The organism is Microcoleus sp. BM001215392 (assembly GCF_036700185.1).
GTDB lineage: Bacteria > Cyanobacteriota > Cyanobacteriia > Cyanobacteriales > Microcoleaceae > Microcoleus.
This window is the reverse complement of sequence record NZ_JAUBOJ010000075.1, coordinates 1-21,496: the sequence shown is the minus strand read 5'-3', so window position 1 is coordinate 21,496 and position 21,496 is coordinate 1. Positions and strand designations below refer to the sequence as shown.

Annotated in this window: 19 protein-coding genes and 3 tRNA genes; 11 read left to right on the top strand and 11 right to left on the bottom strand. The window is 45.4% G+C overall.

The window, feature by feature from the left end; genetic code table 11:
* Nucleotides 1-145: 145 nt before the first annotated feature.
* Together QT974_RS11325 and trxA are read right to left on the bottom strand one after the other, a co-directional pair.
* Nucleotides 146-745 (bottom strand): hypothetical protein, encoded by a 600-nt coding sequence (locus QT974_RS11325; RefSeq protein WP_333468581.1) that lies wholly within the window; start codon nucleotides 743-745, stop codon nucleotides 146-148.
* 88 nt (nucleotides 746-833) lie between these two features.
* Complete coding sequence (gene trxA / locus QT974_RS11320; RefSeq protein ID WP_333468580.1) at nucleotides 834-1,151, bottom strand: thioredoxin; 318 nt, start codon at nucleotides 1,149-1,151, stop codon at nucleotides 834-836.
* 377 nt (nucleotides 1,152-1,528) lie between these two features.
* Between trxA and fabG the strand changes: the two genes are divergently transcribed.
* Entirely contained in the window at nucleotides 1,529-2,293 is a 765-nt protein-coding gene (gene fabG / locus QT974_RS11315) for a 3-oxoacyl-[acyl-carrier-protein] reductase (protein WP_333468579.1), read from the top strand.
* Nucleotides 2,294-2,374: 81 nt separating this feature from the next.
* On the opposite strand, the gene QT974_RS11310 is transcribed toward fabG, so the two are convergent.
* Together QT974_RS11310 and QT974_RS11305 are read right to left on the bottom strand one after the other, a co-directional pair.
* Complete coding sequence (locus QT974_RS11310) at nucleotides 2,375-2,830, bottom strand: HD domain-containing protein (RefSeq protein WP_333468578.1); 456 nt, start codon at nucleotides 2,828-2,830, stop codon at nucleotides 2,375-2,377.
* A gap of 7 nt (nucleotides 2,831-2,837) precedes the next feature.
* Entirely contained in the window at nucleotides 2,838-3,875 is a 1,038-nt protein-coding gene (locus QT974_RS11305; RefSeq protein WP_333468577.1) for an adenylate/guanylate cyclase domain-containing protein, read from the bottom strand.
* A gap of 475 nt (nucleotides 3,876-4,350) precedes the next feature.
* Between QT974_RS11305 and QT974_RS11300 the strand changes: the two genes are divergently transcribed.
* Nucleotides 4,351-5,484, top strand: coding sequence for an SAM-dependent methyltransferase (locus tag QT974_RS11300; RefSeq protein WP_333468576.1), 1,134 nt, complete (start codon nucleotides 4,351-4,353; stop codon nucleotides 5,482-5,484).
* An 847-nt stretch (nucleotides 5,485-6,331) separates the two neighbouring features.
* Nucleotides 6,332-8,035: a lipoxygenase family protein gene (locus QT974_RS11295; RefSeq protein WP_333468575.1), complete on the top strand. Its 1,704-nt coding sequence runs from the start codon at nucleotides 6,332-6,334 to the stop codon at nucleotides 8,033-8,035.
* A 502-nt stretch (nucleotides 8,036-8,537) separates the two neighbouring features.
* Here the strand turns inward: QT974_RS11295 and QT974_RS11290 are convergent.
* The 4 genes from QT974_RS11290 to QT974_RS11275 all read right to left on the bottom strand — a co-directional run bounded on the left by QT974_RS11290 (nucleotide 8,538) and on the right by QT974_RS11275 (nucleotide 12,075).
* Nucleotides 8,538-9,650, bottom strand: coding sequence for a fatty acid desaturase family protein (locus QT974_RS11290; protein ID WP_333468574.1), 1,113 nt, complete (start codon nucleotides 9,648-9,650; stop codon nucleotides 8,538-8,540).
* Nucleotides 9,651-10,079: 429 nt separating this feature from the next.
* Nucleotides 10,080-11,345, bottom strand: coding sequence for a glutamate-5-semialdehyde dehydrogenase (locus QT974_RS11285; protein WP_333468573.1), 1,266 nt, complete (start codon nucleotides 11,343-11,345; stop codon nucleotides 10,080-10,082).
* A gap of 4 nt (nucleotides 11,346-11,349) precedes the next feature.
* Nucleotides 11,350-11,754 carry a hypothetical protein gene (locus tag QT974_RS11280; protein WP_333468572.1) on the bottom strand — a complete coding sequence of 135 codons (405 nt, stop codon included), beginning with the start codon at nucleotides 11,752-11,754 and terminating at the stop codon, nucleotides 11,350-11,352.
* 249 nt (nucleotides 11,755-12,003) lie between these two features.
* Nucleotides 12,004-12,075: transfer RNA gene (locus tag QT974_RS11275), tRNA-Gly, on the bottom strand.
* A gap of 219 nt (nucleotides 12,076-12,294) precedes the next feature.
* On the opposite strand from QT974_RS11275, the gene QT974_RS11270 reads away from it, so the two are divergent.
* The 8 genes from QT974_RS11270 (at nucleotide 12,295) to QT974_RS11235 (ending at nucleotide 18,942) form a co-directional block, all read left to right on the top strand.
* Nucleotides 12,295-12,435: a hypothetical protein gene (locus QT974_RS11270; protein ID WP_172188980.1), complete on the top strand. Its 141-nt coding sequence runs from the start codon at nucleotides 12,295-12,297 to the stop codon at nucleotides 12,433-12,435.
* Nucleotides 12,436-12,506: 71 nt separating this feature from the next.
* Nucleotides 12,507-12,767: a hypothetical protein gene (locus QT974_RS11265; protein ID WP_333468571.1), complete on the top strand. Its 261-nt coding sequence runs from the start codon at nucleotides 12,507-12,509 to the stop codon at nucleotides 12,765-12,767.
* Nucleotides 12,768-12,885: 118 nt separating this feature from the next.
* On the top strand, nucleotides 12,886-14,706 hold the full coding sequence (locus QT974_RS11260) for an ABC transporter ATP-binding protein (RefSeq protein ID WP_333468570.1): 1,821 nt from the start codon (nucleotides 12,886-12,888) through the stop codon (nucleotides 14,704-14,706).
* A gap of 270 nt (nucleotides 14,707-14,976) precedes the next feature.
* A tRNA-Tyr gene (locus QT974_RS11255) sits at nucleotides 14,977-15,061 on the top strand.
* 71 nt (nucleotides 15,062-15,132) lie between these two features.
* Nucleotides 15,133-15,204 (top strand) — tRNA-Thr (locus QT974_RS11250).
* Nucleotides 15,205-15,295: 91 nt separating this feature from the next.
* Nucleotides 15,296-15,955 carry an IS607 family transposase gene (locus tag QT974_RS11245; RefSeq protein ID WP_442933170.1) on the top strand — a complete coding sequence of 220 codons (660 nt, stop codon included), beginning with the start codon at nucleotides 15,296-15,298 and terminating at the stop codon, nucleotides 15,953-15,955.
* Between the two features lie 9 nt (nucleotides 15,956-15,964).
* Nucleotides 15,965-17,041: an RNA-guided endonuclease InsQ/TnpB family protein gene (locus QT974_RS11240; RefSeq protein WP_333468568.1), complete on the top strand. Its 1,077-nt coding sequence runs from the start codon at nucleotides 15,965-15,967 to the stop codon at nucleotides 17,039-17,041.
* Between the two features lie 683 nt (nucleotides 17,042-17,724).
* The gene (locus QT974_RS11235) at nucleotides 17,725-18,942 is read left to right on the top strand and encodes an HhoA/HhoB/HtrA family serine endopeptidase (protein ID WP_333468567.1); all 1,218 of its coding nucleotides are present in this window, start codon (nucleotides 17,725-17,727) and stop codon (nucleotides 18,940-18,942) included.
* A 284-nt stretch (nucleotides 18,943-19,226) separates the two neighbouring features.
* Here the strand turns inward: QT974_RS11235 and QT974_RS11230 are convergent, their stop codons facing one another.
* The 3 genes from QT974_RS11230 to QT974_RS11220 form a co-directional block, all read right to left on the bottom strand.
* Nucleotides 19,227-19,574, bottom strand: a complete 348-nt coding sequence (locus QT974_RS11230; RefSeq protein ID WP_333468566.1) for a DUF760 domain-containing protein — start codon at nucleotides 19,572-19,574, stop codon at nucleotides 19,227-19,229.
* 42 nt (nucleotides 19,575-19,616) lie between these two features.
* Nucleotides 19,617-20,132, bottom strand: a complete 516-nt coding sequence (scpB, locus tag QT974_RS11225) for an SMC-Scp complex subunit ScpB (protein WP_333468565.1) — start codon at nucleotides 20,130-20,132, stop codon at nucleotides 19,617-19,619.
* A gap of 87 nt (nucleotides 20,133-20,219) precedes the next feature.
* Nucleotides 20,220-21,071 carry an ABC transporter ATP-binding protein gene (locus QT974_RS11220; protein WP_333468564.1) on the bottom strand — a complete coding sequence of 284 codons (852 nt, stop codon included), beginning with the start codon at nucleotides 21,069-21,071 and terminating at the stop codon, nucleotides 20,220-20,222.
* Nucleotides 21,072-21,496: the final 425 nt, after the last annotated feature.

Here is a 21,496-nt window from a genome sequence, read left to right as displayed (position 1 = left end):
TGGATCGATCGTCGGGCCTCTCTGCCCGTCCAAAAAGGGCGGGCGGGACGCCCATCCCACAAATATGTGTAAATTATTTAATTCGCGATTCTTAGTCCTTCTTCAGACTACGAAAGAGGACTAAAGTCCTCAATACAAACCAATTTTATCGCGGTGGCTCGACAGCAGATGATATTAGAGAACGAATATAAAAAGACACCGCTCCAATCAAGTAAAAACAATTCACCAAAATTAACAATATCTTACCAATAGAAGAGTTAACAAAACCAAAAACTCGGTAAGTTGACAGCAGCACTAACAGCATTTCTACAAAAGAAACAATTGAGCCGTAGTGATTTCGATCCCAATAAGAAATCGGACTGATGAAACGGTAATTGCTGAACGGAAAAAAGTGCCGGTGAGCGTCATCATTGTGAACGGGCAAATCTCCCAAAGAGTGCAAAACTATACTCAAAAACAGAATTTGCAGATTTTGCCAACCGAAATAATAAGCAATTAACCAACCAATCGCCGCCAAGGGAATCGAATGAAATAAAGCAACAATATTTTGGTTCAAAGGCTCATAGTATGCTTCCGACCAGATTTTAGCTTCCGGCAGACGAGCAATGTATTTCGCCCAAAAGTAAAATAAAAATATCGGGATATCGGGTAAGATTCCGCCGATCGCAATAATCAGATTAAATTGCGGCAGTTGCGGTTTACCCAGAATAGCCAGATTGATAATCGCGTGACTGGGAGTTTTCATAGGTAGGGTGCGTCAGCTACGACTATTTTGTTGATAATGTATCAGATATTAGCTGACGCACCCGCGCGTGTGAGATAATCGGCTGTGGTTACAAATGAGGTTGCAGTCGATCGATCAACTGCGCCGGTTGCAATACTCCCTCAATGCGATCGACCTCAACACCATTTTTGAACAGCACCAAAGTCGGCAAAGCATAAATGTGATGCTGCGACGCCAACTGTTCGTACTTATCCGTGTCAATCTTAACAACCATGAGCTTATCTTTGGTCTGACCGCTCACCTGCTCTAAAATCGGCACCATCATCTGACAAGGCCCGCACCAAGTAGCGTAAAAATCTACCAGTACCGGCAAATCGGAGCTCGATAGCAACTCCTCGAAACTGCTGAACTGTTTTTGAACTGCCATCTTAAAAATGTGGTAAAGGACGCCCATTATACCCGAAGGGTTAACGAGTAGGGAATTGTCACAACTCAATTAGTGTCAACTTAAGACTAAAACCCTTGACAAATCTCGCTTTTAATCGAGTCCCGATCCCCCTCGCATCCCCCGCATCGTTGCGGGGACTTCGATCGCTTCCGGTTCCCCCCTTCTTAAGGGGGAGTAGGGGGCAAGAATTCGGGGGGATCTAGGCCTTAATCGTCAGACAGTAGACCGGCACTACTTTTGACGTGTTTGTTGACACTAATACTCAAAACTGAACTGAGTAAGTCAGTATAAATTTTTTGGGTTCTGGATCGATTTTAGTGCAGAATTCTGTGAGCATAGATTTTGAGGACAGAATTATGGAATTATTGCCAGAGACTTTTCAGCGATTGCGGGGACAAGTTGCCGTTGTCACCGGTGCATCGCGGGGAATCGGGCGGGCTTGCGCTTTAGCCTTAGCCGCAGAGGGCGCTAAAGTCGCCGTGAACTATGCCAGTTCCAGCGCTGCGGCTGATGAGGCCGTAGCAGAAATCATCGCAGCCGGCTCGGAAGCTGTGGCCCTTGGAGCGGATGTCTCCAAAACTGACCAAGTGGATGCACTCATCAGTAAAGTCATGGAAAAATGGGGACGAATTGACATTTTGGTGAACAATGCCGGCATCACCCGCGATACATTGCTGCTGCGGATGAAACTGGAAGATTGGCAAGCCGTGATTGATTTGAATCTCACCGGCGTATTTTTGTGTACAAAAGCAGTCAGCAAAATCATGTTGAAGCAGCGCAGCGGCCGAATTATTAATATTGCTTCGGTTGCTGGACAAATGGGCAATCCCGGACAAGCTAATTACAGCGCGGCGAAGGCTGGAGTAATTGGATTTACTAAAACTGTGGCAAAAGAGTTAGCCAGTCGCGCAATTACTGTGAATGCGGTTGCACCGGGTTTTATCACCACAGATATGACCAAAGATGTCAAATCTGACGAGATTTTAAAGTACATTCCGCTGGGAAGATACGGCGAAGTTGACGAAGTTGCGGGGATGGTGAAGTTTTTGGCTGCGGATGCGGCGGCGGCCTATGTTACCGGGCAGGTTTTTAATGTCGATGGCGGCATGGTGATGGCTTAAGATTTGGATATTTTTTAACCGCAGATATCGCACAGGCATCTTGCCTGTGCCACTATGAACGCGGATATTTGCGGTTAATAATTACTTTAAGGCTGCACGCAATTGAGTGAGGACTTTTTTGTATTTGGCAATGCGTTGAAAATCTGCCTCTGTCGGATTGGAAATGCGACGCAGATCGAGGTTGTGAGTAACATCAGCGATTTTGACTCGCAAGGCGATCGGGTTGGCAATAACGCGTTCTAAATAAGCTGCATAAGCTTCTCCTTCTATTTTGGTAATCGCCTCGATCGCCTTTACGATAACTTCCGGAAAACCTGCGCTTGTGAGTTGCTCCAATGTCAGTTCGGAATCTTCCACGGCATCGTGGAGGACTGCTACGATTTTCTCTTCGAGAGAATTGACATTTTCCATCACAAATAGTGGATGGTCGAGATAGGGTTTGCCTGCCTTATCGATCTGCCCTTCATGAGCTTTGGCGGCGATCGCGATCGCTGTTTGCAATAATGATTCGTACTCAAAATTCGTATTTGACAGCATAACTATTTTACCAATTTTTCCGAATCCAATTCCGCAGCGCAGCATAAAAAGCAGCTAACTTATTTACCAATTTTTGCCAAATAGATTTTTTTCTTACCTGGGAAAATTCCTCGATTTCCACGGGTAACGGCGGCATTCCCACTACTTCATAAAGCGGGTATTCGCCGCTCTTTCCAGGGATTTTAACTGATACGCACTGGTTGACGATCGCCAAATCCTTGATTTCCTCATAAGTTTCCTGGGAAATCAGCAAACTCGTTCCCACTTGCTTGTTCGCAGATTCAATCCGGCTGGCAAAATTTACCGCGTCCCCGATCGCCGTTACCGTCTGATTTTTCTGGGCCCCCAGATTCCCCACAACCGCCAAACCGCAGTGAATCCCAATCCCAATCCGCAATCGGTGACGGTATAAAGTTTCAAAATACGGATTGAGTTTGTCCAATTCCTCCAGCATCTCCACCCCAGCCCTCACCGCTTGTTCGGCTGCTTTGTCGGAGTTTTCCAACCCAAACAGCGCCATAAAACCGTCGCCCATATAATTATTGATCATGCCGCCGTTGCGGTTGATCGCATAACCCATTTTTTGGAAATAGCGATTTAAAATATAAATTACGTCGTAGGGTAATAGCGATTCTGCAAAGGCGGTAAACCCTCGAATATCGGCAAACAAAATTGCTATTTTTTTTTCTTGACCCACAGGTGCAGAAATCAAGTTTCCTGCCATTTCGTCGTTAAATGATTCCAAGTCTTCAGAATCGATCGCCAGCCGGCGCAAAATCACCTTCCCGCCCGCAACCTGTGTCTGACACGCCAGCCTAATTTCCGGCTCTAGGCGCAGTTTTTTCGCGAGCTCATCTTCCGCGGAATTGCGGGGCGAGCAAAACTCCAAACCTTCGACAATCAAGACGCGACAAGTCGAACACCGCGCACTACCACCGCAGGCGTGGGTGTGGGGAATCCCTGCACGCAGGGAAGCTTCCAGAATTATATCGTCGTCGTATATCTCGATCGCGCGATCGTCCGGCAGATAGTGAATCTCTGGCATATGTGGCGTTTCTAACTAAGTAGCGAAGCATGGAGCGGACATCTGTTATTGCGGCGACTCTCTATGCAAACCCGGTTTTTCGACATCTTTTCTGCATTCCCTGATTGATTCAGTATAAGTCGCGATCGACACTTGCTTCTCGTGCCCTCCACTCAACCGCCAAACAAACTCAGCTTTAAATCAACGATCGCACCCTCAAAACACCTCAATTCAAGCTTCATTAAAGCCTGTGGAATTAATCTCAAATCTCCCATCTAAAATCCCAAATTTACCGACATAATTCTTAATAAATTTATGATAGCCTAAAGCCCAATAAATCCGTTGTTAAATCCTCTTCAACCGCCATATATTTCTCGTATTTTTCGGAGTTTTGCCGCAGACACCTTAGTTGGCAATAGTTTGAGCTTTTTGGCTCCCAAACAACCAGCCAATTTGCTTGAGATAGAATAGCAGCATCTTTAAAACCCGTATAACCATGAGTTCATCAACAGCCCTACAAAACATCGAACAGCACATCCCGCTCGTGGGAAATATCCATCTCAAAAGTCCGATCGCCTATCGAGCAACCCGCGTCGCAGTCAGTGCAGTTAACGCCGTGCAAATGGCAGTAGCAGAGTCTTATATCAACGGCTTAGAAGTACCGGATTCTGTATTGCGATCGCTATTTGATACCTGTATGCCCGTCTTTTTTAAGTATTTTCCCTCCCTGCTCGCACCCTACGAATGGGTACTCAAAGAAACAGAGCATACAGCCGAAGGCCCGCGGGATTTAATGAAAATTCAGTACGACTTACCTCAAGCCATGCTGAATCCCATGTTAGGCCAGAGCCAACTGATTTATCCGAAATACAGCATGGGATTGTGGGAAAAAGGAGCAGCCAACCTCGAACAATCCCAAATTCAGATGATTGATGATGTGATTGAGAAGCTAGAGATTCAGGATGGCGATCGAATTTTAGACTTTGGCTGCGGTTGGGGCTGCGTTCCCAATTACATTCTTTCCAAATTCCCCAATGTCCAGTTTACTGGCATTAACCTCAGCCAGCACCAATGCGAATATATGCGTCAGAAGATGCAAGACTCAGAAAGCTACCTTAGTTCCGGTCGATTTACCCTATATGAAGGAGATTTGAACGACGCCCAATTCGATACCAAATTTGACAAAATTCTCTCGTTCGGAGTTTTTGAACACGTAGGCAATTTAACGAAAGCTTTCCAAAAGCTCGCCTCTTTCCTCAAAGATAACGGTCGCGTTTTCATTCACATCATCACAGTTCGTACTCCTAACAACATCTCCAGCGTTTTCACCCACAAATACATTTTTCCCCACGGCCGTTACTGGAAATACGATGCAGTTCCCAGCTACAACAAAGACCTCAAAACCATCAAACGATGGTATCTCAACGGTTACAATTACTCTACAACCTTTGCTAACTGGCTGAAAAACTTTGATGACTCTCAGCCGATAGTCAAAGATTTAGACTACGGCATCGACTATGCCAAATTCCGCAGAATCTGGCGGTTTTACTTGATTTGGTTTGTGGCTAATTTCGCCAGTTGCGATGGTGAATATAACGGCAACGGTCAATATTTAATGGTTCATGCTTAGTCGCTGACATTCCTCGACCCATCAATCGGTTTTTTTGAATCCCGATACTTAGTTCAAACGGGAGCATCTCATTTTTGTAAAAAGCATTTGTTCTTTGAGTGCGAGCACTTCAAGAATTCGCAAGTATTGTACAGCTCCCGAGCTCTTAAGCTCGCACTATAATTGCAAAACTGAGATGCTCCCAGTTCAAACTTTCTATCTTATTTAAACAACCCGATTGACAAAAGTCGGAGTGCATCCAGGACTGAGCCGGATGCGAACTCCGACTAATTACCCATCATTAGCCTCAGAGTTCTCTTTCTAGGTCTGAATCAAAACCTTTCGCCCTGACTGCGATCTTAATTATGCTTAGATAAACAAACAAGAACTGCTCTCTAGTTCAGTGAAGCACCGCTCGTAACATTGTTGGCTATCATTTTTATGATTTTGAGGAATCAAGTCCGAAACAGCCAACTTAATTGTCGTTAGATAACTGAACGCGAACTGATTAGTTATAAGAGGCGTCAACAAAAAATTCTGGTACAGCAGGTTGACTGGAACGATGGGAAACTGAAGCTACTGTTGCATAGGTTTTTTGAATTACGATAAGTTTCGGTTCGCTCAATGGATTGGGGCTCCGGAGGTATCTGGACTGATTATCTGATAGTAGCCGTGTTTGAAAAAGTTCGATAAGTCGCAAAAAAATATTTAAAAATGTCCCGATCGCAATTACCAGTCTCCGAACTATGATTGTATCAAGTTTTGTGATAGAGTCACAAGATTTGATTGATCCCAGCCCAGATGCGTGGTAATTTTTACCTATATTTTACTACAAAATAAGGGCTAAAATTGATAAATGGTAAAAATCATGAAACCTTCCCTTCCTCAAGACGATGCCAAGAAACAACAGCGCACCGATTCCTTGAACCGCCAGCAACAAGATTATCAGTTTGACTTTAACAGTTTATCACCTCTGGCATTATTAAAAACCGTCCCGGCGATCGAGAATTTTTCGAGCGACTATATTGGAGAACGGATACTAGCAACCTCTGAACTGGCTATAAATATGTTGGCAGTTCAGGCGAGATCGTTTCTAGATCCTCTTGACGAGCTCCAAGACTATGAAGACTTCTTTCCCGTGCTCCGACTGCCTCAAGTTGCGAAGACTTTCCAAACCGATCGCTCTTTTGCCGAACAGCGGTTGTCAGGGGCAAATCCGATGGTGCTTCGCTTCTTAGATGCCACCGACCCCCGGGCAGAAATCCTCACAAAACTTGACAGCAAGCAGCCATTATTGGAGATCCCCAAACTGTTGCGGGAAAAAAGTATTTACATTGCCGACTACAGTGGTACTGACGCTAACTATCTCGCGCCTTCTGGCATTCAAGGAGGTACTTATGAAAAGGGCAGGAAATACTTGCCGAAACCCCGTGCTTTCTTCGCTTGGCGCTGGACGGGAGTGCGCGATCGGGGCGAACTGGTGCCCCTGGCCATCCAACTAGACCCCAAACCGGGCAGCCATATCTACACCCCCTCCGATCGCCCCCTCAATTGGTTGTTTGCCAAACTCTGCGTGCAAGTAGCAGATGCCAATCACCACGAAATGAGCTCGCATTTAGGTCGAACCCATCTTGTCATGGAACCGATCGCGATCGTCACAGCCCGACAGTTAGCAGAAAATCATCCCCTCAGCTTGCTGCTCAAACCCCACTTTCGCTTCATGTTGACCAACAACAATCTCGCACGCAATCAGTTGATCGCCCCTGGAGGCCCAGTCGATGAGTTGCTAGCAGGAACCTTACCAGAGACAGTAGACATCAGCAGGGAAGCCTGCACTAACTGGAGTCTCGATCAATTTGCTTTTCCAACGGAACTAAAAAACCGAGGAATGGACAACACAACTCAATTACCTCACTATCCTTACCGAGATGACGGATTGCTGCTGTGGAACGCGATTAAAACCTTTGTCTCCGGCTATCTCAAATTCTTTTACTCGACCAAGCAGAAAATTACCGATGATACCGAACTGCAACGCTGGGCCCAAGAATTATCCTCCGAGACAGGGGGTAAAGTCAAAGGAATGCCGCAGCGCATTGACGATGTTCAACAATTGATTGATATTGCCACAACAGTGATTTTTACCTGCGGGCCGCAGCATTCTGCTGTGAATTACACCCAGCATCAATACATGAGTTTCGCTGCCAATATGCCTTTGGCTGCTTACCGAGATATTCCGGCAATTATCAAGTCCGATACTCCAGAAGTAATTACGGAACAAAAGCTTCTACAGTTGCTTCCGCCCTACAAAAAAGCAGCCGAACAACTGCGAATCTTGTTTACTTTGTCAGCTTATAAGTATGACCGTTTGGGTTATTATGACCGCTCTTTTCAAGACCTCTACCGTGCCACCTTCGACCAAGTTTTTGAGGGAACTCTCATCCCACAGTTACTCAGACAATTCCAGCAAGATTTGAATATCGCAGAACAGAAGATTGATGCCAACAATAAAAAGCGATTAGTGCCATATATTGCTCTAAAACCTTCTTTAGTAATCAACAGCATCAGCATTTAATATCAATTCCGATCGATTGAACGCAATCAAATTGGTTAGTAGTGCGTCGGGAGTGTCCGCAGCCGTATAGCGGACACTCCCGACGCACTACTAACCGTTGTTTTTACTGTAATCGACTGGACAGGATATAATACCAAATCATAGTTAAAAACCGCCGAACTGACTCGGCGGTTTTTAACGCGATCTAACCTAAAATACAATAGGGTTTACTTAAGGTTTTTTTGTCATTGCGATCCTAGAGAGAGCAATCGCAGCGTCTGTTTGTCACATCGTTTTCTCCGTGGATTGTCTTAAGTAAAGCGTATTGACCTAAAATAATCTGATGTCCGCTCAATTCCCTCGGGTTCATCCGCAATCAAAAATGTTTGTAGTGAGGACGAATAGTCAATCGTCATGGATGCGGACTCAAGTCCGCACTACAAACCTTATTTTCGGAAATTATATAACTTTGTAAAAAAAGTAGTGTGCTTGTGGCGCACCTTACTTTTTTAACATCGTTAAATTAGCCTTGATATTCTTCCAAAATGCTGCAATTAACTGACATTTTTCCTAAAGAATCAGTGAAGGTAACTTCATCTTTGTAATGCCGCGGCGTTTCCCTCAGCAACCGCCAAGCTTCGCCAGCATCGATTAAATTCATCCGCTCGGGATAGTGAATTTGTAACAACTCTTGCACCATTGGGTAATAGTTTGAGTTGATGCTGGGGAAAATGTGGTGCTCTGTGTGGTAAGAGAAATTTAAGTGCAGCAAGTCAAATATTTTAGGAAGTCGCAGCGAAGCACTATTGATCAGTGGGTCATTAATGCTAGTCATCCGACAACCCATATGGTTTGTATAGATGTAAAACATTGCTCCCGCATGACCGATCGCGATCGGCAAAATGTATGCCAGAGTAACTTTAATCGGGTTAAAGTCTAGGTAGAACAAGATGCTCAGATGGATTCCCAAGATTCCCAGACATTCCCAGCCGATTGTCGATCGATCTTTCGGACTAACGGTAAACGCAGCCGGCACGTAATCCACAGATTTATTGTTGAATAACAAGACTGAGGACACGTTGCGGAAGTTGTGCACCGCCCACGCTCCAGCCATTCCGACAATCAACCACAGCGGATTGACTTCTACCGACGGTACAAATAGATTTTGAATCCATTTTCCCCAAGTATCCGGCTGCTGGTGCAGGTAATTGCGATCGGGGTCTGCTAGGGAATTGGTGGTATTGTGGTGTACGAGGTTGTGCAGCGATTTCCACTGAGTAGGTGGCATCAATAGCATACTTAGGCCTAAAAAGGCGATCGGATAAGTCAGGCGAGACTTTTTCTGAACGCTACCGTGCATCAAATCGTGGGAGCTAAATAGCAAAACTATGATACTATTGCCCATAATCGCGGCTAAAGGTAAGTAAAGCCATAAAAAATACACAGACCAGCGATCGAGATAGTCGGCAATTCCCCATCCCAGCAAGAGAATTCCTAGATTGATTAGCAGAATTCCTAACTTGCTAGGATCTGGTTCAAAGGCCTCTGGTGGCAGCAGCGGACGCAATTTTTTAATGTATGTCGATTGGTGAATTAGCGTTTCGCGATCGAGTGTCTCGTCTAAAGAAATGAGCATTTTTTCGGAATTCATTGTTTGCTAATCACACCGTAATTTCAGTCAGATTTTTTTTGCTATTTTAATTATATCTATTTTAGGATAATTTAGGATTCGCTAATCATTATTTGAGTAAATTTACAATAGTTGTTCAGACACTTTATACTTATCATAAAAAAGTAATTATTGGCAGATTTTAATTCTCAGTAATCTGTATAGCAAATCAAATTGAGTCGCTAAAATACATCCTATTTCTATAGATTTTGAATCTTATCTTCTATCCTCTCCGCTTAACCACCTACAATAAAAGTTGGTTATTGTATTACTGCTGTTAGTTTTTGTCAACTAAAAGCCGGCGGATAGGACTGAAGTCCGAACGATCAAACTTTGTTAGAACAAGATGCTCTGCCTTAAATTCAATTCCTCAGCCCAACTACAAAATCTAACTCTCTAAAAAAGTCCGTTACCTTGAACAATTTCTTTAATTGTTGTCAGCGTATCTAAACCAATTAATCCCCGGCGATAACCTTTTTGGTTGGACATTCCCAAAAATATCGCATCTCCGCGATTTTGATAGCGCCAAAACCGAGGCGAGGCATTAATAAAAGTAGAGGCGCTGTTGACATCCAAAGCAAATTGGCGGCTTTCTAAGTAAGATTCCGTGGCGATGCAGTCTGCGTGGCCGCTGCTGTAGCGGTTGATCCAGCCGATCGCAATTTCCAGACTATCCACAACTTTAAACGCGATCGTTTTGTTTAAATATGGTTGAGTCCACTCGTAGGGTTCAGCCAGCTTCAACTCGGGGAAATCTGCCACAAGATCCGCGTCGGCGTTAATTTGAAAGCCTTTTTCTTTTAAACTGTTCCACAGCCTGACTAAGGAAGAAGGCTTTTGATTGCGATCGATCAGCACTTTCTCGATCGCGTTTACCGGATCGGGCACGCTTTGATGGCTGTCCAAAATCATCCACCTTGCCATTTCCAAACTACCAGTCGGCGACCAATAAAGGTAGCAATTCCCCATTGCCGATCGCAACACGGGCGCTGTGCACAGCCTTACCACCTGCTGTACCAAACTCGGTCTACCGTAGGGAATAATTAAATTGAGATATTGGTCTTGAGTGACTAAATCACGGATCGAAGCGCCCCGATCCGGCGGTAGTACCTGCAAACATCCTGATGGCAAACCGACCTCATCGATCGCCGACATCAAAGCTTCTCCAATTACAGCATTAGTTTGCCAGCTTTCGCTGCCACCTTTGAGAATCAAACTGTTAGCACTTTTGAGACACAAACCGGCCGCGATCGCCCCCAACTCGGGAAACGCCTCGTAAATTAGGGCGATCGCCCCCAGCGGCAACGATTGACAGTACACTTGACAGCGATCGACCTGATAAGAAGCATTGATCACTCTGCCGATCGGATCTGGCATTTCCCCCAACCGTTCCAGAATTTGGACAGTTGTCTTGATCCGTTCCGGCGTCAGCTTCAGCCACTCCACGATCAAATCGGGAATTGCCATGTCGCGACTTGCTTCGAGATCCAGAGTATTTGCTTCTAAAATGTCATTTTGTCGGCGTTTGAGGGCGATCGCCATCGCCTGCAAAGCAGCAGCGCGATCCGTACTTTTTGTCGCCGCCAACTCCAAAGAAGCAAGATTGGCGCGGCGGGCGACATTTGCCCCATCTGATGAATGGCTAAAATCCTCTATTATCATCTCACTAACGCCTGTAAGCTAGCCATACCATCAGCGCCGGCAGCATTGCTAGCAACACAGCGACCATTGCCCACAGAATAACATTCGGGCCCGGCGAGTGCAATGCCAGTGGCAACCAAATCACTAGAGGCACCAAAATCATCCCTAGGGCCAGGGGCAAGTAGTGAGCCTTCAAACCCGGATTTGCTCTGTTCCAGTGCTCGCCCGTCCACCTCCAAGCCTGCTTGTAAGGATAGTTCGTTGATAGTTGCTCTATGACGTGTCCGCTTTCATCCAACACAAATATTTGCTGACAACGGTTGCAGCCAAAGGCTTCTGTTAGTGCGATCGGCACTAGACGACCCCGGCGCCGGCAAGGGCAGGGGTACTCATCATTTAAGTCAATCTTTGGAGCTTTTTGGGATGGCACGGGCGATCTGATAAAAAAAGCGTTTTTACAAAAATAATCGTTAACATATCTGCTCAATCAGACTTTTCAATTCTGCCCGATCGAGGCTTCTAACTGCCTGCTCGGAGCAATAGTCCGATCGGCGATTTTAACCTGCAAGTTGTGCCTTCAATTCTACCACTAACTTGGGTATTTTCAACCACCATTAGAAGTATCAATAAAACTTTCTTGCTATACTTTTTTACTTTGTTTATTTGCTTTATCTTCTAAAGCGGGTGACGCGATTCGAACGCGCGACATTCACCTTGGCAAGGTGACGCTCTACCACTGAGCCACACCCGCATTTCCTGCGGTCTTAACTATAATCTCTCACTTCTGAGGATTTGTCAAGTGTTTTTTGTAGTTTTTTTTCAGAAACTCTCTAGCAGCGCCCCAATGCCCTTCCCCGTCTGAAATTACCGCCGCCAGATTCTTAAAAAAATCAGTAATTGCATTGCTTTTGACCGCGATCCGCCGAAGGCAAAGCTACAATCAAGCTGCAATTGTGGGAGAACACTGCTCATGTCAGACTTAAATCGCGGAATCATGAAGTTCAAAGGAGCTGACAGCCCGATCGCCATCGCCATTTCGGCGATCGTCATTGCGGGCGGCATCGGCTTCCTCATCTGGTGGGCGTTGCAATCAGCCTACACCTTCAGCTAACAGACGACTAAAACCTCAAAATTAGAAAGCATTTCCTCAGAAGGCAGAATTTCCCCAAAATTCTGCCTTCTGTGTTTTTTGGGGCTCAGACAGCGCTTGCCAAACGGTTGTACGGTGCTTATCCTGAGCTTGATGAGTGTTTTATCCTGGTCAATCATCATAGGCGATCGCTCCTCTTGACTCTCGCTTTCATCTGCTTGGCCACCCTTCAAATATCATCGCGGGCGATCGTCGGTAAATCTGCTTCCAGGGCGATCGCCGTTTCACCACAAATAATATCAATTTCCGATCGCCCGTGGCTGCGATCGCACTGGACCCCCGGTATGCTCTAGTTTTATCCCAAAAAGATCCCCTAATAACTACTTTTGTAGTACACTTGTAAGCAAGGCGCCCGGAGCGCGCAGTTATCAGACTCAAGTGTTTACAAGGGTTGTATCTCAAAAAAAAATTATGGCAAGCTTTCGGGACATCCTCAAATACTACAGCGACTACTGGAAAATGTCGGTTTTCAGCATCGGTGCATCCAGCGTGTTGGAACTCGCCGATCTAGCTGTGCCCTACGCGATCGGGCAACTGTTAAACGTATTGTCGAATCAACCTACAGATACAGTAACGCAAAAATCGATCGCAGCGATCGCCTCACTTACCCAACAGCCCGCCAGTAAAATATTATCGCTATCGGTATTGCTGGGCTTAATTTTTCTGGTAACAGTCGCCAAAGCACCCATACAGCCTTGGGTGGGGAATTGGTATCACTGGGCGCTACCATTGACAGCACGACGCGATCGAATGAGAGGGGCGATTAGTAAAATCCTGACATTACCCCTAGAATTCTACGACGAAAACAACGCCGGACGAATTTCCAGCCGCATCGCCAAAGGCATCGCCAACCACACTTGGACATACCCAGAAATTGCCGGCGAATTCATCCCCGAAGTCGTCCGCTTAGCCGGCATCTTTGCAGTTATCTGGTTGATTGAATGGCGGATCGGCTTATTAATTTTAGTTTCCTTCCTATTTATCCTCAGTTTCACCTTAAAAGGTCTCCAGCAGGTGACTGCGCGAGAAGAAATTCTTGATGAATACATCGAAGATACCGAAAGCCGCAACTCGGAAATTATCACCAACATCAAAACAGTCAAAGCTTTTGCGACGGAAACTCTTGAACTCACAAGGCAAACAACCAGACTCGATCGCGAATTGAAAGTTGTAATTAACCGCATTCACAAAGGATACGTCACCCTGGGAACATACCAACAGACGATCGTGCAGTTTTGCCTGTTTTGTGTTCTGGGTTTTAGCCTAGCAGAAACCGTTGCAGGCAAGATGTCTCTGGGATATTTTGTCACAGTTTACACTTTGGCGAGCATGGCCTATTCCCAACTGCGTCCGATTAGCATTATCGCCGAATTATTTGCCCGCCGCTATTCTTCAATGATCCGCTTCCACGAGTTTATGCAGTTACCAGACGGTATAGATGCGGTGAATTTAGCAACGGAAAATGCTGTATCTGCCTCGCCCTATAGATTTAGTGGGAAAATTGAGTTTTGCGGGCTGACATTTGGGTACGATCGCCAAAAGCCTGTTTTGCAGGATGTCAATTTATTGATTCACCCCCGTCAGACTGTAGCATTAGTCGGGCGATCGGGTTCCGGGAAATCAACATTAGTTAAACTGCTGTTTCGGTATTTTGAGCCTAACTCCGGCCGCATTTTGATCGACGGCGAGGATATTTCCAGTTTAAATGTCACGGGCTACCGCAAGCGTTTAGCCATTGTTCATCAAGAAGTAGACGTTTTTAACGGCACTTTGCTGGAAAATTTGAAATACGGCAACCCCAAAGCAACTTTCGCGCAGGTTGAGGAAGCTTGTCGCATCGCCCGAGTTGATGAGTTTGTGAACTTGTTGCCCCAAGGTTACTATACCGTTGTCGGGGAACGCGGAATGCGGTTGTCCGGCGGTCAGCGCCAGCGGTTGGGCATAGCTAGGGCGCTGTTGGTGGAGCCGGACGTGTTAATCTTTGACGAAGCTACTTCTAGTTTGGATTATGAGTCGGAGCGATCGATCCAGCTAGCCATGCAGAATATTTTGGGTACCCGCACCACCATAATTATTGCCCACCGACTGAGTACAATTCGCGAAGCCGATGCGATCGTCGTACTCGACGGCGGTAAAATTGTCGAAGTTGGCACCCACGACGAGCTCTTGAACCAAAAAGGCATTTACCGCCGCCTCCACTCCCTACAAGAAACCGGTCAATTGGTGAATTAGGAATTGCCACTTAGCTTAACTTCGGTGGCGATCGACATCCGAGACACACAGGTGGCGAGAAAGCGGGTTTTTCACCAAAATAAGTCGTTGTAACCCTCAGATTCTGTAAAAAACCCGGTTTCTGCCATCGCAGTGCGTCAGCCCAGGAAAGTTCAATTCTCCGGTTTATATAAATTAAACTTATCTGTTCCACTTTCAATGACTAGAGTTTTAAATGTCGTGTTGCAAAAAAAGAATAATCTGCTAGGATGTTTAACTGTGGGTACAAATGGGTCGGTGCCCGAGCGGTTAATGGGGGCGGACTGTAAATCCGCTGGCTACGCCTACGCTGGTTCAAATCCAGCCCGGCCCACCACAATTCACATAAAAGTTAAAAGTTAAAAATTAAAAGTCAAACATTTTAATTGAGGATTTTTAATCTTTTATGCCCGTGTAACTCAGGGGTAGAGTACCTCCTTGGTAAGGAGGAAGTCGCGAGTTCAAATCTCGCCACGGGCTTAGCTTTCCAATCATTATGGCACAGCCATTGAGTAAGTCCTTAGATGGAGAAAGCATAGACAATAATGTACAATAAGGTTGAAGTATAGACATCGACCTTATGTATAAGCCACATGAGTTTGCCAAAAAATTAGGCGTGACAGTAAAAACCTTGCAGCGCTGGGATATTTCTGGGAAGCTACCCGCAAAAAGAACAGTTTCTAATTACCGTTACTATACTGACGATGATTTAAGAAGAGCTCAAGGTTTACAACCTTTAGAAACAAAAAAGAAAATAATTGTGTATTGTCGTGTATCTTCAAATAACCAAAAGCCGGAGTTATTGAATCAAATTAAGGCTATGGAAGTTTTTTGTACCGCAAAAGGACTAGCTATTGATGAATACGTAAAAGAAATCGGGGGAGGACTCAACTTTAAGCGTAAAAAGTTTTTAAATATTGTATTTTCTATCATTAAAGGTGAAATCAAAACTTTAATTGTTGCACACAAGGACAGACTTTGTAGGTTTGCATTTGACTTTGTAGAAGAGCTAGCTACAACTTACGGTTGCGAAATCATCGTCGCTAATCAGGAGTCTTTGTCGCCGCAGCAGGAATTAGTCGAGGATCTAATGGCTATCATTCACTGCTTTTCTTGTAGGTTGTACGGGTTGAGGTCTTATTCCGCCGACCTGAAAAATCAACTCCAAAAAACTATTGACAACCCTAGACACGAGGATGTATACTCAAAAAGTAAAGAAACACAGTGTTGAGGTCGAACAATGCTTTTATCCATCAAGACGAAACTCAAACTAAGTAAGGCTCAGTCCGTGGTTATGAGTAAACACGCAGGAATTGCAAGGTTTACTTATAATTGGGGATTGGCTACTTGGAATAGTCTCTACAAGGATGGAATTAAGCCAAATAAATACCTCTTAAAGAAGTTCTTCAACAATCATGTAAAGCCGGAGTTTACATGGATCAAAGAAACAGGTATTTGTCAAAAAATAACTCAATACGCCTTTGACAACCTAGGGGATGCCTTCGCTCGGTTCTTCTCTGGTAAAGGCGGTTATCCGAAGTTTAAAAAGAAAGGACATCACGATTCATTTACAATTGATGCGGGTGGTAAACCAATTTCAGTGGGAGGTCTCTCAATTAAATTACCCACAATTGGATGGGTAAGAACTCATGAAGGACTTCCTCATACCACGTGTAAAGCAATTACGCTCTCACGAACGGCTGATAGTTGGTTTATGGCGTTTGCTTACGAGCAAGAACACAAACCAACTATCAAGCAACACGAGAGCGTGGGCGTTGATTTAGGGGTCAAGGTGCTAGCCACACTATCCACCGGGGTAATCTTTCCCAATCCAAAACATTACAAGGCTAACATCAAAAAGCTTAAACGATTATCAAAAAAGTTTGCCAAAAAAGTCAAAGGTTCCAATAATAGACATCAGGCAAAAATCCAGTTAGCGAAGCATCATGCTAGGATAGCAAATCTCAGGAAAGAAACTCTGCACCAAGTCACTACTTTCTTATGCAAAAACCACGCAAAAATAGTAGTAGAAGATTTGAACGTTGCCGGATTGTTATCAAATCACAAATTAGCTCAAGTGATTGCTGATTGTGGTTTCCATGAGTTCAGAAGGCAGTTGGAATATAAAGCTAAAAAGTTTGGCTGTGAAATCATGATTGCTGACCTGTGGTTTCCGTCAAGTAAAACCTGTTCTAATTGTGGACATATTCAAGATATGCCACTAAAAGAAAGAACTTACAACTGCGGAAGTTGCGGTCATTCGATGGACAGGGATTTAAATGCAGCGATTAATTTATCACGTTTGGCTAAAGCGTGAAAGCTTACCGAGGGATAACCGCTCCCATGCTCCCGTTGAAGTAAGAAATAAATGTCTAGACTTGTCTAGGATTTATCTAGCAGGAATCTCAGTTAATTAATTGCTTAAGGGTTGGCGCTGATTTTTCCCGGCTCTGGTACTTAAGCCTACAAAAAAAAGCGCATAAAGTCCCATAATCCTAAGGTTTATCTTCCGTAACCGTAGCTTGCTCCTGGTTTTGTTGTGTAGCGTACCGATCGAGATACAGCAACTATCGGACAATCGCGGGTGCAGTCAGAGTTTTCTCGATGGCGAACCGGGAGGAGGATTTGCCGCCGTTTGTCCAACAGGGACGATCGACCTTTAGAAGTGCTCAAATCACCAGAAATCAGCGTTTAAAAGTCATTAAGTACAAAAAAAGTATTCATTTCCGGCAATTGACAACTATATAGCCTAGTGAAACCGCATATTTGAAAGCTTGAGCCGGGCCAGTGACTTGTAAATCCCAGGCTAAGCCAAGTTACGATGAGAATTATTAGTTTTTGTCGCTCTTGGCTCATCAGGCAATTTTGGCCCGTGATGCCCTAGCTATCTTAGGAGAGGAAGCGGTACGCCCCGCCCCGCTTCCGAACCGTCGCCAAGACAAAAATGCTTGATGCCGAAGGTGTCTGCGGGGATGAGGTATTCAGCCGGAGTTGTTAAATATGAGTTTATCTTTTAAGCAGTTGACACTTTATGTGACTTTGCTGTCTATTGGCGGAGGCATCGGTTGGTTGGGAAATCGCTATCTGCAAGGCTCAAACAATCTAGAAACCGGATCTGTTTTGCCTGTGGTGCGCCAGCAAATGCCGCCCTATGCCTCTCCTCCTGTTCAGGAAAATCGCCCAGTCGATCGCAGCAATCCCAATTTTATTGCTGAAGCAGCCGAAAAAGTTGGCCCGGCCGTCGTGCGCATTGACGCATCCAGCAAGGTGACAAATCAAGTGCCCGAAGCTTTCAAAAATCCTTTGTTTCGTCGGTTTTTTGGCGACAATTTGCCGCAGCCGGAAGAACGAGTCAAGCGCGGTACTGGTTCGGGGTTTATTCTCACTTCTGACGGCCGTATCGTGACGAATGCTCACGTCGTCTCTGGGACGGATACTGTGAAGGTGACGCTCAAAGACGGCCGCGAGTTTGAGGGTAAAGTCCAGGGCGTCGATCCGCTGACGGATGTTGCTGTGGTGAAAATTAATGCTAAGGAACTGCCGCAGGTGGCTTTGGGTCGATCGGATAATATTGTACCGGGACAGTGGGCGATCGCGATCGGCAATCCTTTAGGTCTCGACAATACCGTGACTGTGGGCATTATTAGCGCTACCGGTAGAACCAGTTCCCAAGTCGGCATCCCCGACAAGCGAGTCCGCTTCATCCAAACTGACGCCGCCATCAACCCCGGCAATTCCGGCGGCCCATTGCTTAACGACCAAGGCGAAGTCATTGGCATCAATACCGCTATCCGCGCCGACGCTCAAGGCTTGGGATTTGCAATTCCGATCGAAACCGCCAAACGAGTGTCCGACCAGTTATTCGCCAAAGGAAAAGCCGAACATCCCTATCTCGGCATTCAAATGCTCAGCTTGACTCCCGCCACCAAGGCAGAAGTCAACAAACAGCTCGACAATAAAATTACGATCGACAAAGGCGTAGCCGTGACCCGAGTTGTCGAAAATTCCCCAGCCCAACAAGCCAACTTGCGCGCCGGAGATGTCATCCAAAAAGTTGACGGAATTGCCGTTAACAGTCCTGGAGACGTGCAAGAACGCGTGGAAAACACCGCTGTCGGCAAAGAACTCGAACTCGAAATTAACCGTTTTGGTCAAGTTCAGAAACTTAAAGTACGTCCCGGTGCTTTTCCCCTATCCGGTAGCCCGGCCGGTGGTTAGTTGCCACCATGGAGGATGAAAGATGCACCAGATGCTCAATGGGTAGTTGCACAAAACTAATTACACAAAGGATTTTGAGGCTGACAAAGCTGCGATCGCATATTTTATGCAATCAATTCTGTACAACTACTTTGGACGCAGAAACCGGGTGTTTTACCCAAATCCTCCGTGTAGCGCGAGGGATATAGGATTAAAAACCCGGTTTCTTAATTGCCTGTACACCCAGGACTGTTTACTTTTTGAACCACTTTCAGCTTTATGGCTTCCCCAAGCCATCGAGTTTTTTACTTTTCTTTAGAAGAGTTTGGTTTTATCGAACTCGTGCTTGCTAAATTTTCTTCTAGCTGCATCCTCTGCTCCATTTGTCTGAGAAAATAGCCTGTCATCATCGCTGAAGCTAGCAAATTTGCTAAATTTTCGCGGTCAGTGGTAATTTGAACGTTAAAATTGTCTGAAGGCAAAACACCGACAAGTCCTTGAACGTTGTGAGAAATAATCTCTTTGATTTCAGGGCTGGCGGATTTGGCGATGCGGGCTAGAACCTCGGGAGATTGGTGTTGGAGGTACTTCAGAAGTGGATTGACTGCGGTTTGTTGGGCATTGTCCCGGTCAAAGTCAGGGTGAAAAACCATTTGGCGATTCTTAATTTCTGGCTTGCTACATTCTACTTCAAACTACTCGTCATTGCTTGGGTACAAATTTGCCTGAAAGTCAATTTGCAATTGTCTTGGTAATTGATCTACTTGAAAGTATCGGTGAAATTTATCGGTAACTTGTAGCCAGTACGATCGCCCATCCGTGGGCTTGCGCTTGCGCACGAAACCCATTTCCACCAGTTCTTGCACTTGTTGGTAAGCTCCCGAACCCCTCAGGTTAACCAAATCTGGCTGCGCAATCCCACCTTTGAGGGCGATCGCCGCCAGCGTCCGCAAAGCCCCAACACCTAATTCTGGAGGTATTAAAGTTTGCATTAAACTGGCAAACTCTTCTCTTAGTTGCAGGCTGTATCCCGTCGGAGTTTCGACGACTTCTAGGGCACTGTCGCGGTGGGATGAGTCAGACATGAGTTCGATGATTGCATCTTCGGCTTCGGAGCGATCGCACTTGGCAATCTCAGCAATTTCTGCGAGGGAGACTGGCTGACCTTTGAGGTAAAGTATAGCTTCTATGGTTGTGGCTAAGCGAGTCATTGGGAAATTGGTAATTGAAAATATGGACGTTGAAGGAATCAGGATTTAGTTCGATCCGATATTAGTAAAAAAGCAATTAGCCACGGCTCAATCTAACTGTCGTCCTGTTAATTCTACAAAAATATCCTCTAAATTAGAAGCACGAACCATCATCCCAGTCTTATCATCTTTAGCATCCAAATAAAAATTAGCTTCTTCCAAAGTCGGGAAAAACTTGTATTCCCAGCGATCGCCTATTTGCTTCATCACCAACCCTTGACCGTGTTCCTGCCGCAGTTGCGCCAGCGTTCCCAGTTGAATCAACTTACCGCCGTCCATAATCCCGATGCGATCGCACAAATACTCGACTTCATCCATATAATGCGTAGTCAACAGCATCGTCATTCCCTGCTTGTTCAAATCTAGAATAATTTCCCACAACCTCCGCCGCGTTTGCGGATCTAAACCTACAGTCGGTTCATCCAAAAATAAAATTTGTGGTTCGTGCAAAAGCGCTCGGGCAATTTGCAACCTGCGCTTCATTCCGCCCGATAAAGTTTTTACTAAATCATCCCGTCTTTCTGCTAATTCTACATATCCCAACCACTGTTTAATTAACTGTTGCCGTTTCGGGTTGGGGATGTGGTGCATCCGCCCGTGAAATTCCATATTTTCCCAGACGGAAAGCTCAGTATCAACGCTGGTTTGTTGGAGTACCACGCCGATGGACTGTTTCACTTGCAAGCTTTGGCGCATCACGTCATATCCAGCTACCTGAATTTGACCGCTGCTGGGTTTAGTCAGGGTAGTCAGCATCCGAATTGTCGTCGATTTTCCGGCACCGTTGGGGCCCAGCAGCCCGAACATTTCTCCGGCTTCAATCGTGAATGAAAGGTCATTGACAACGGGAATTTTGTTGTATATTTTGCAGGCATTTTGCAGGGAAACAGCGGCAGTCATAGGTATTTCGGTATCAATTATTGCGATCGATCTCTTGCTCCTGGGGCAGATTTTGGTTGCTCAATTAACCATAATACTTGTGGCGGGTTCACTAACAATTTTTGATTCACATCCACAATATCTATCAACCTGCCCCAACCAAACGACAAAATTTGATGGCGGGCAATTCAACAGACATGATATCATCTCTGGATGCAGCAACAAGTGCGATCGACCAAAATCTCCGATCGCATTCATCGGCACTGATAGAATAACACCGAATTTCTCTAGTATTTGGCCGCGGGTTTTATGAGATTAATTAATCCCAGGCTCGTCCGCAGCTAAGATGCTGAGATTAGTTACTGCTGGTAGCGCCTATTTATTGCGGTTGAGTAGACTTGAATTGCATAAGTCTTCTTTTCGATACAGAAACCGCAGATGTCAGA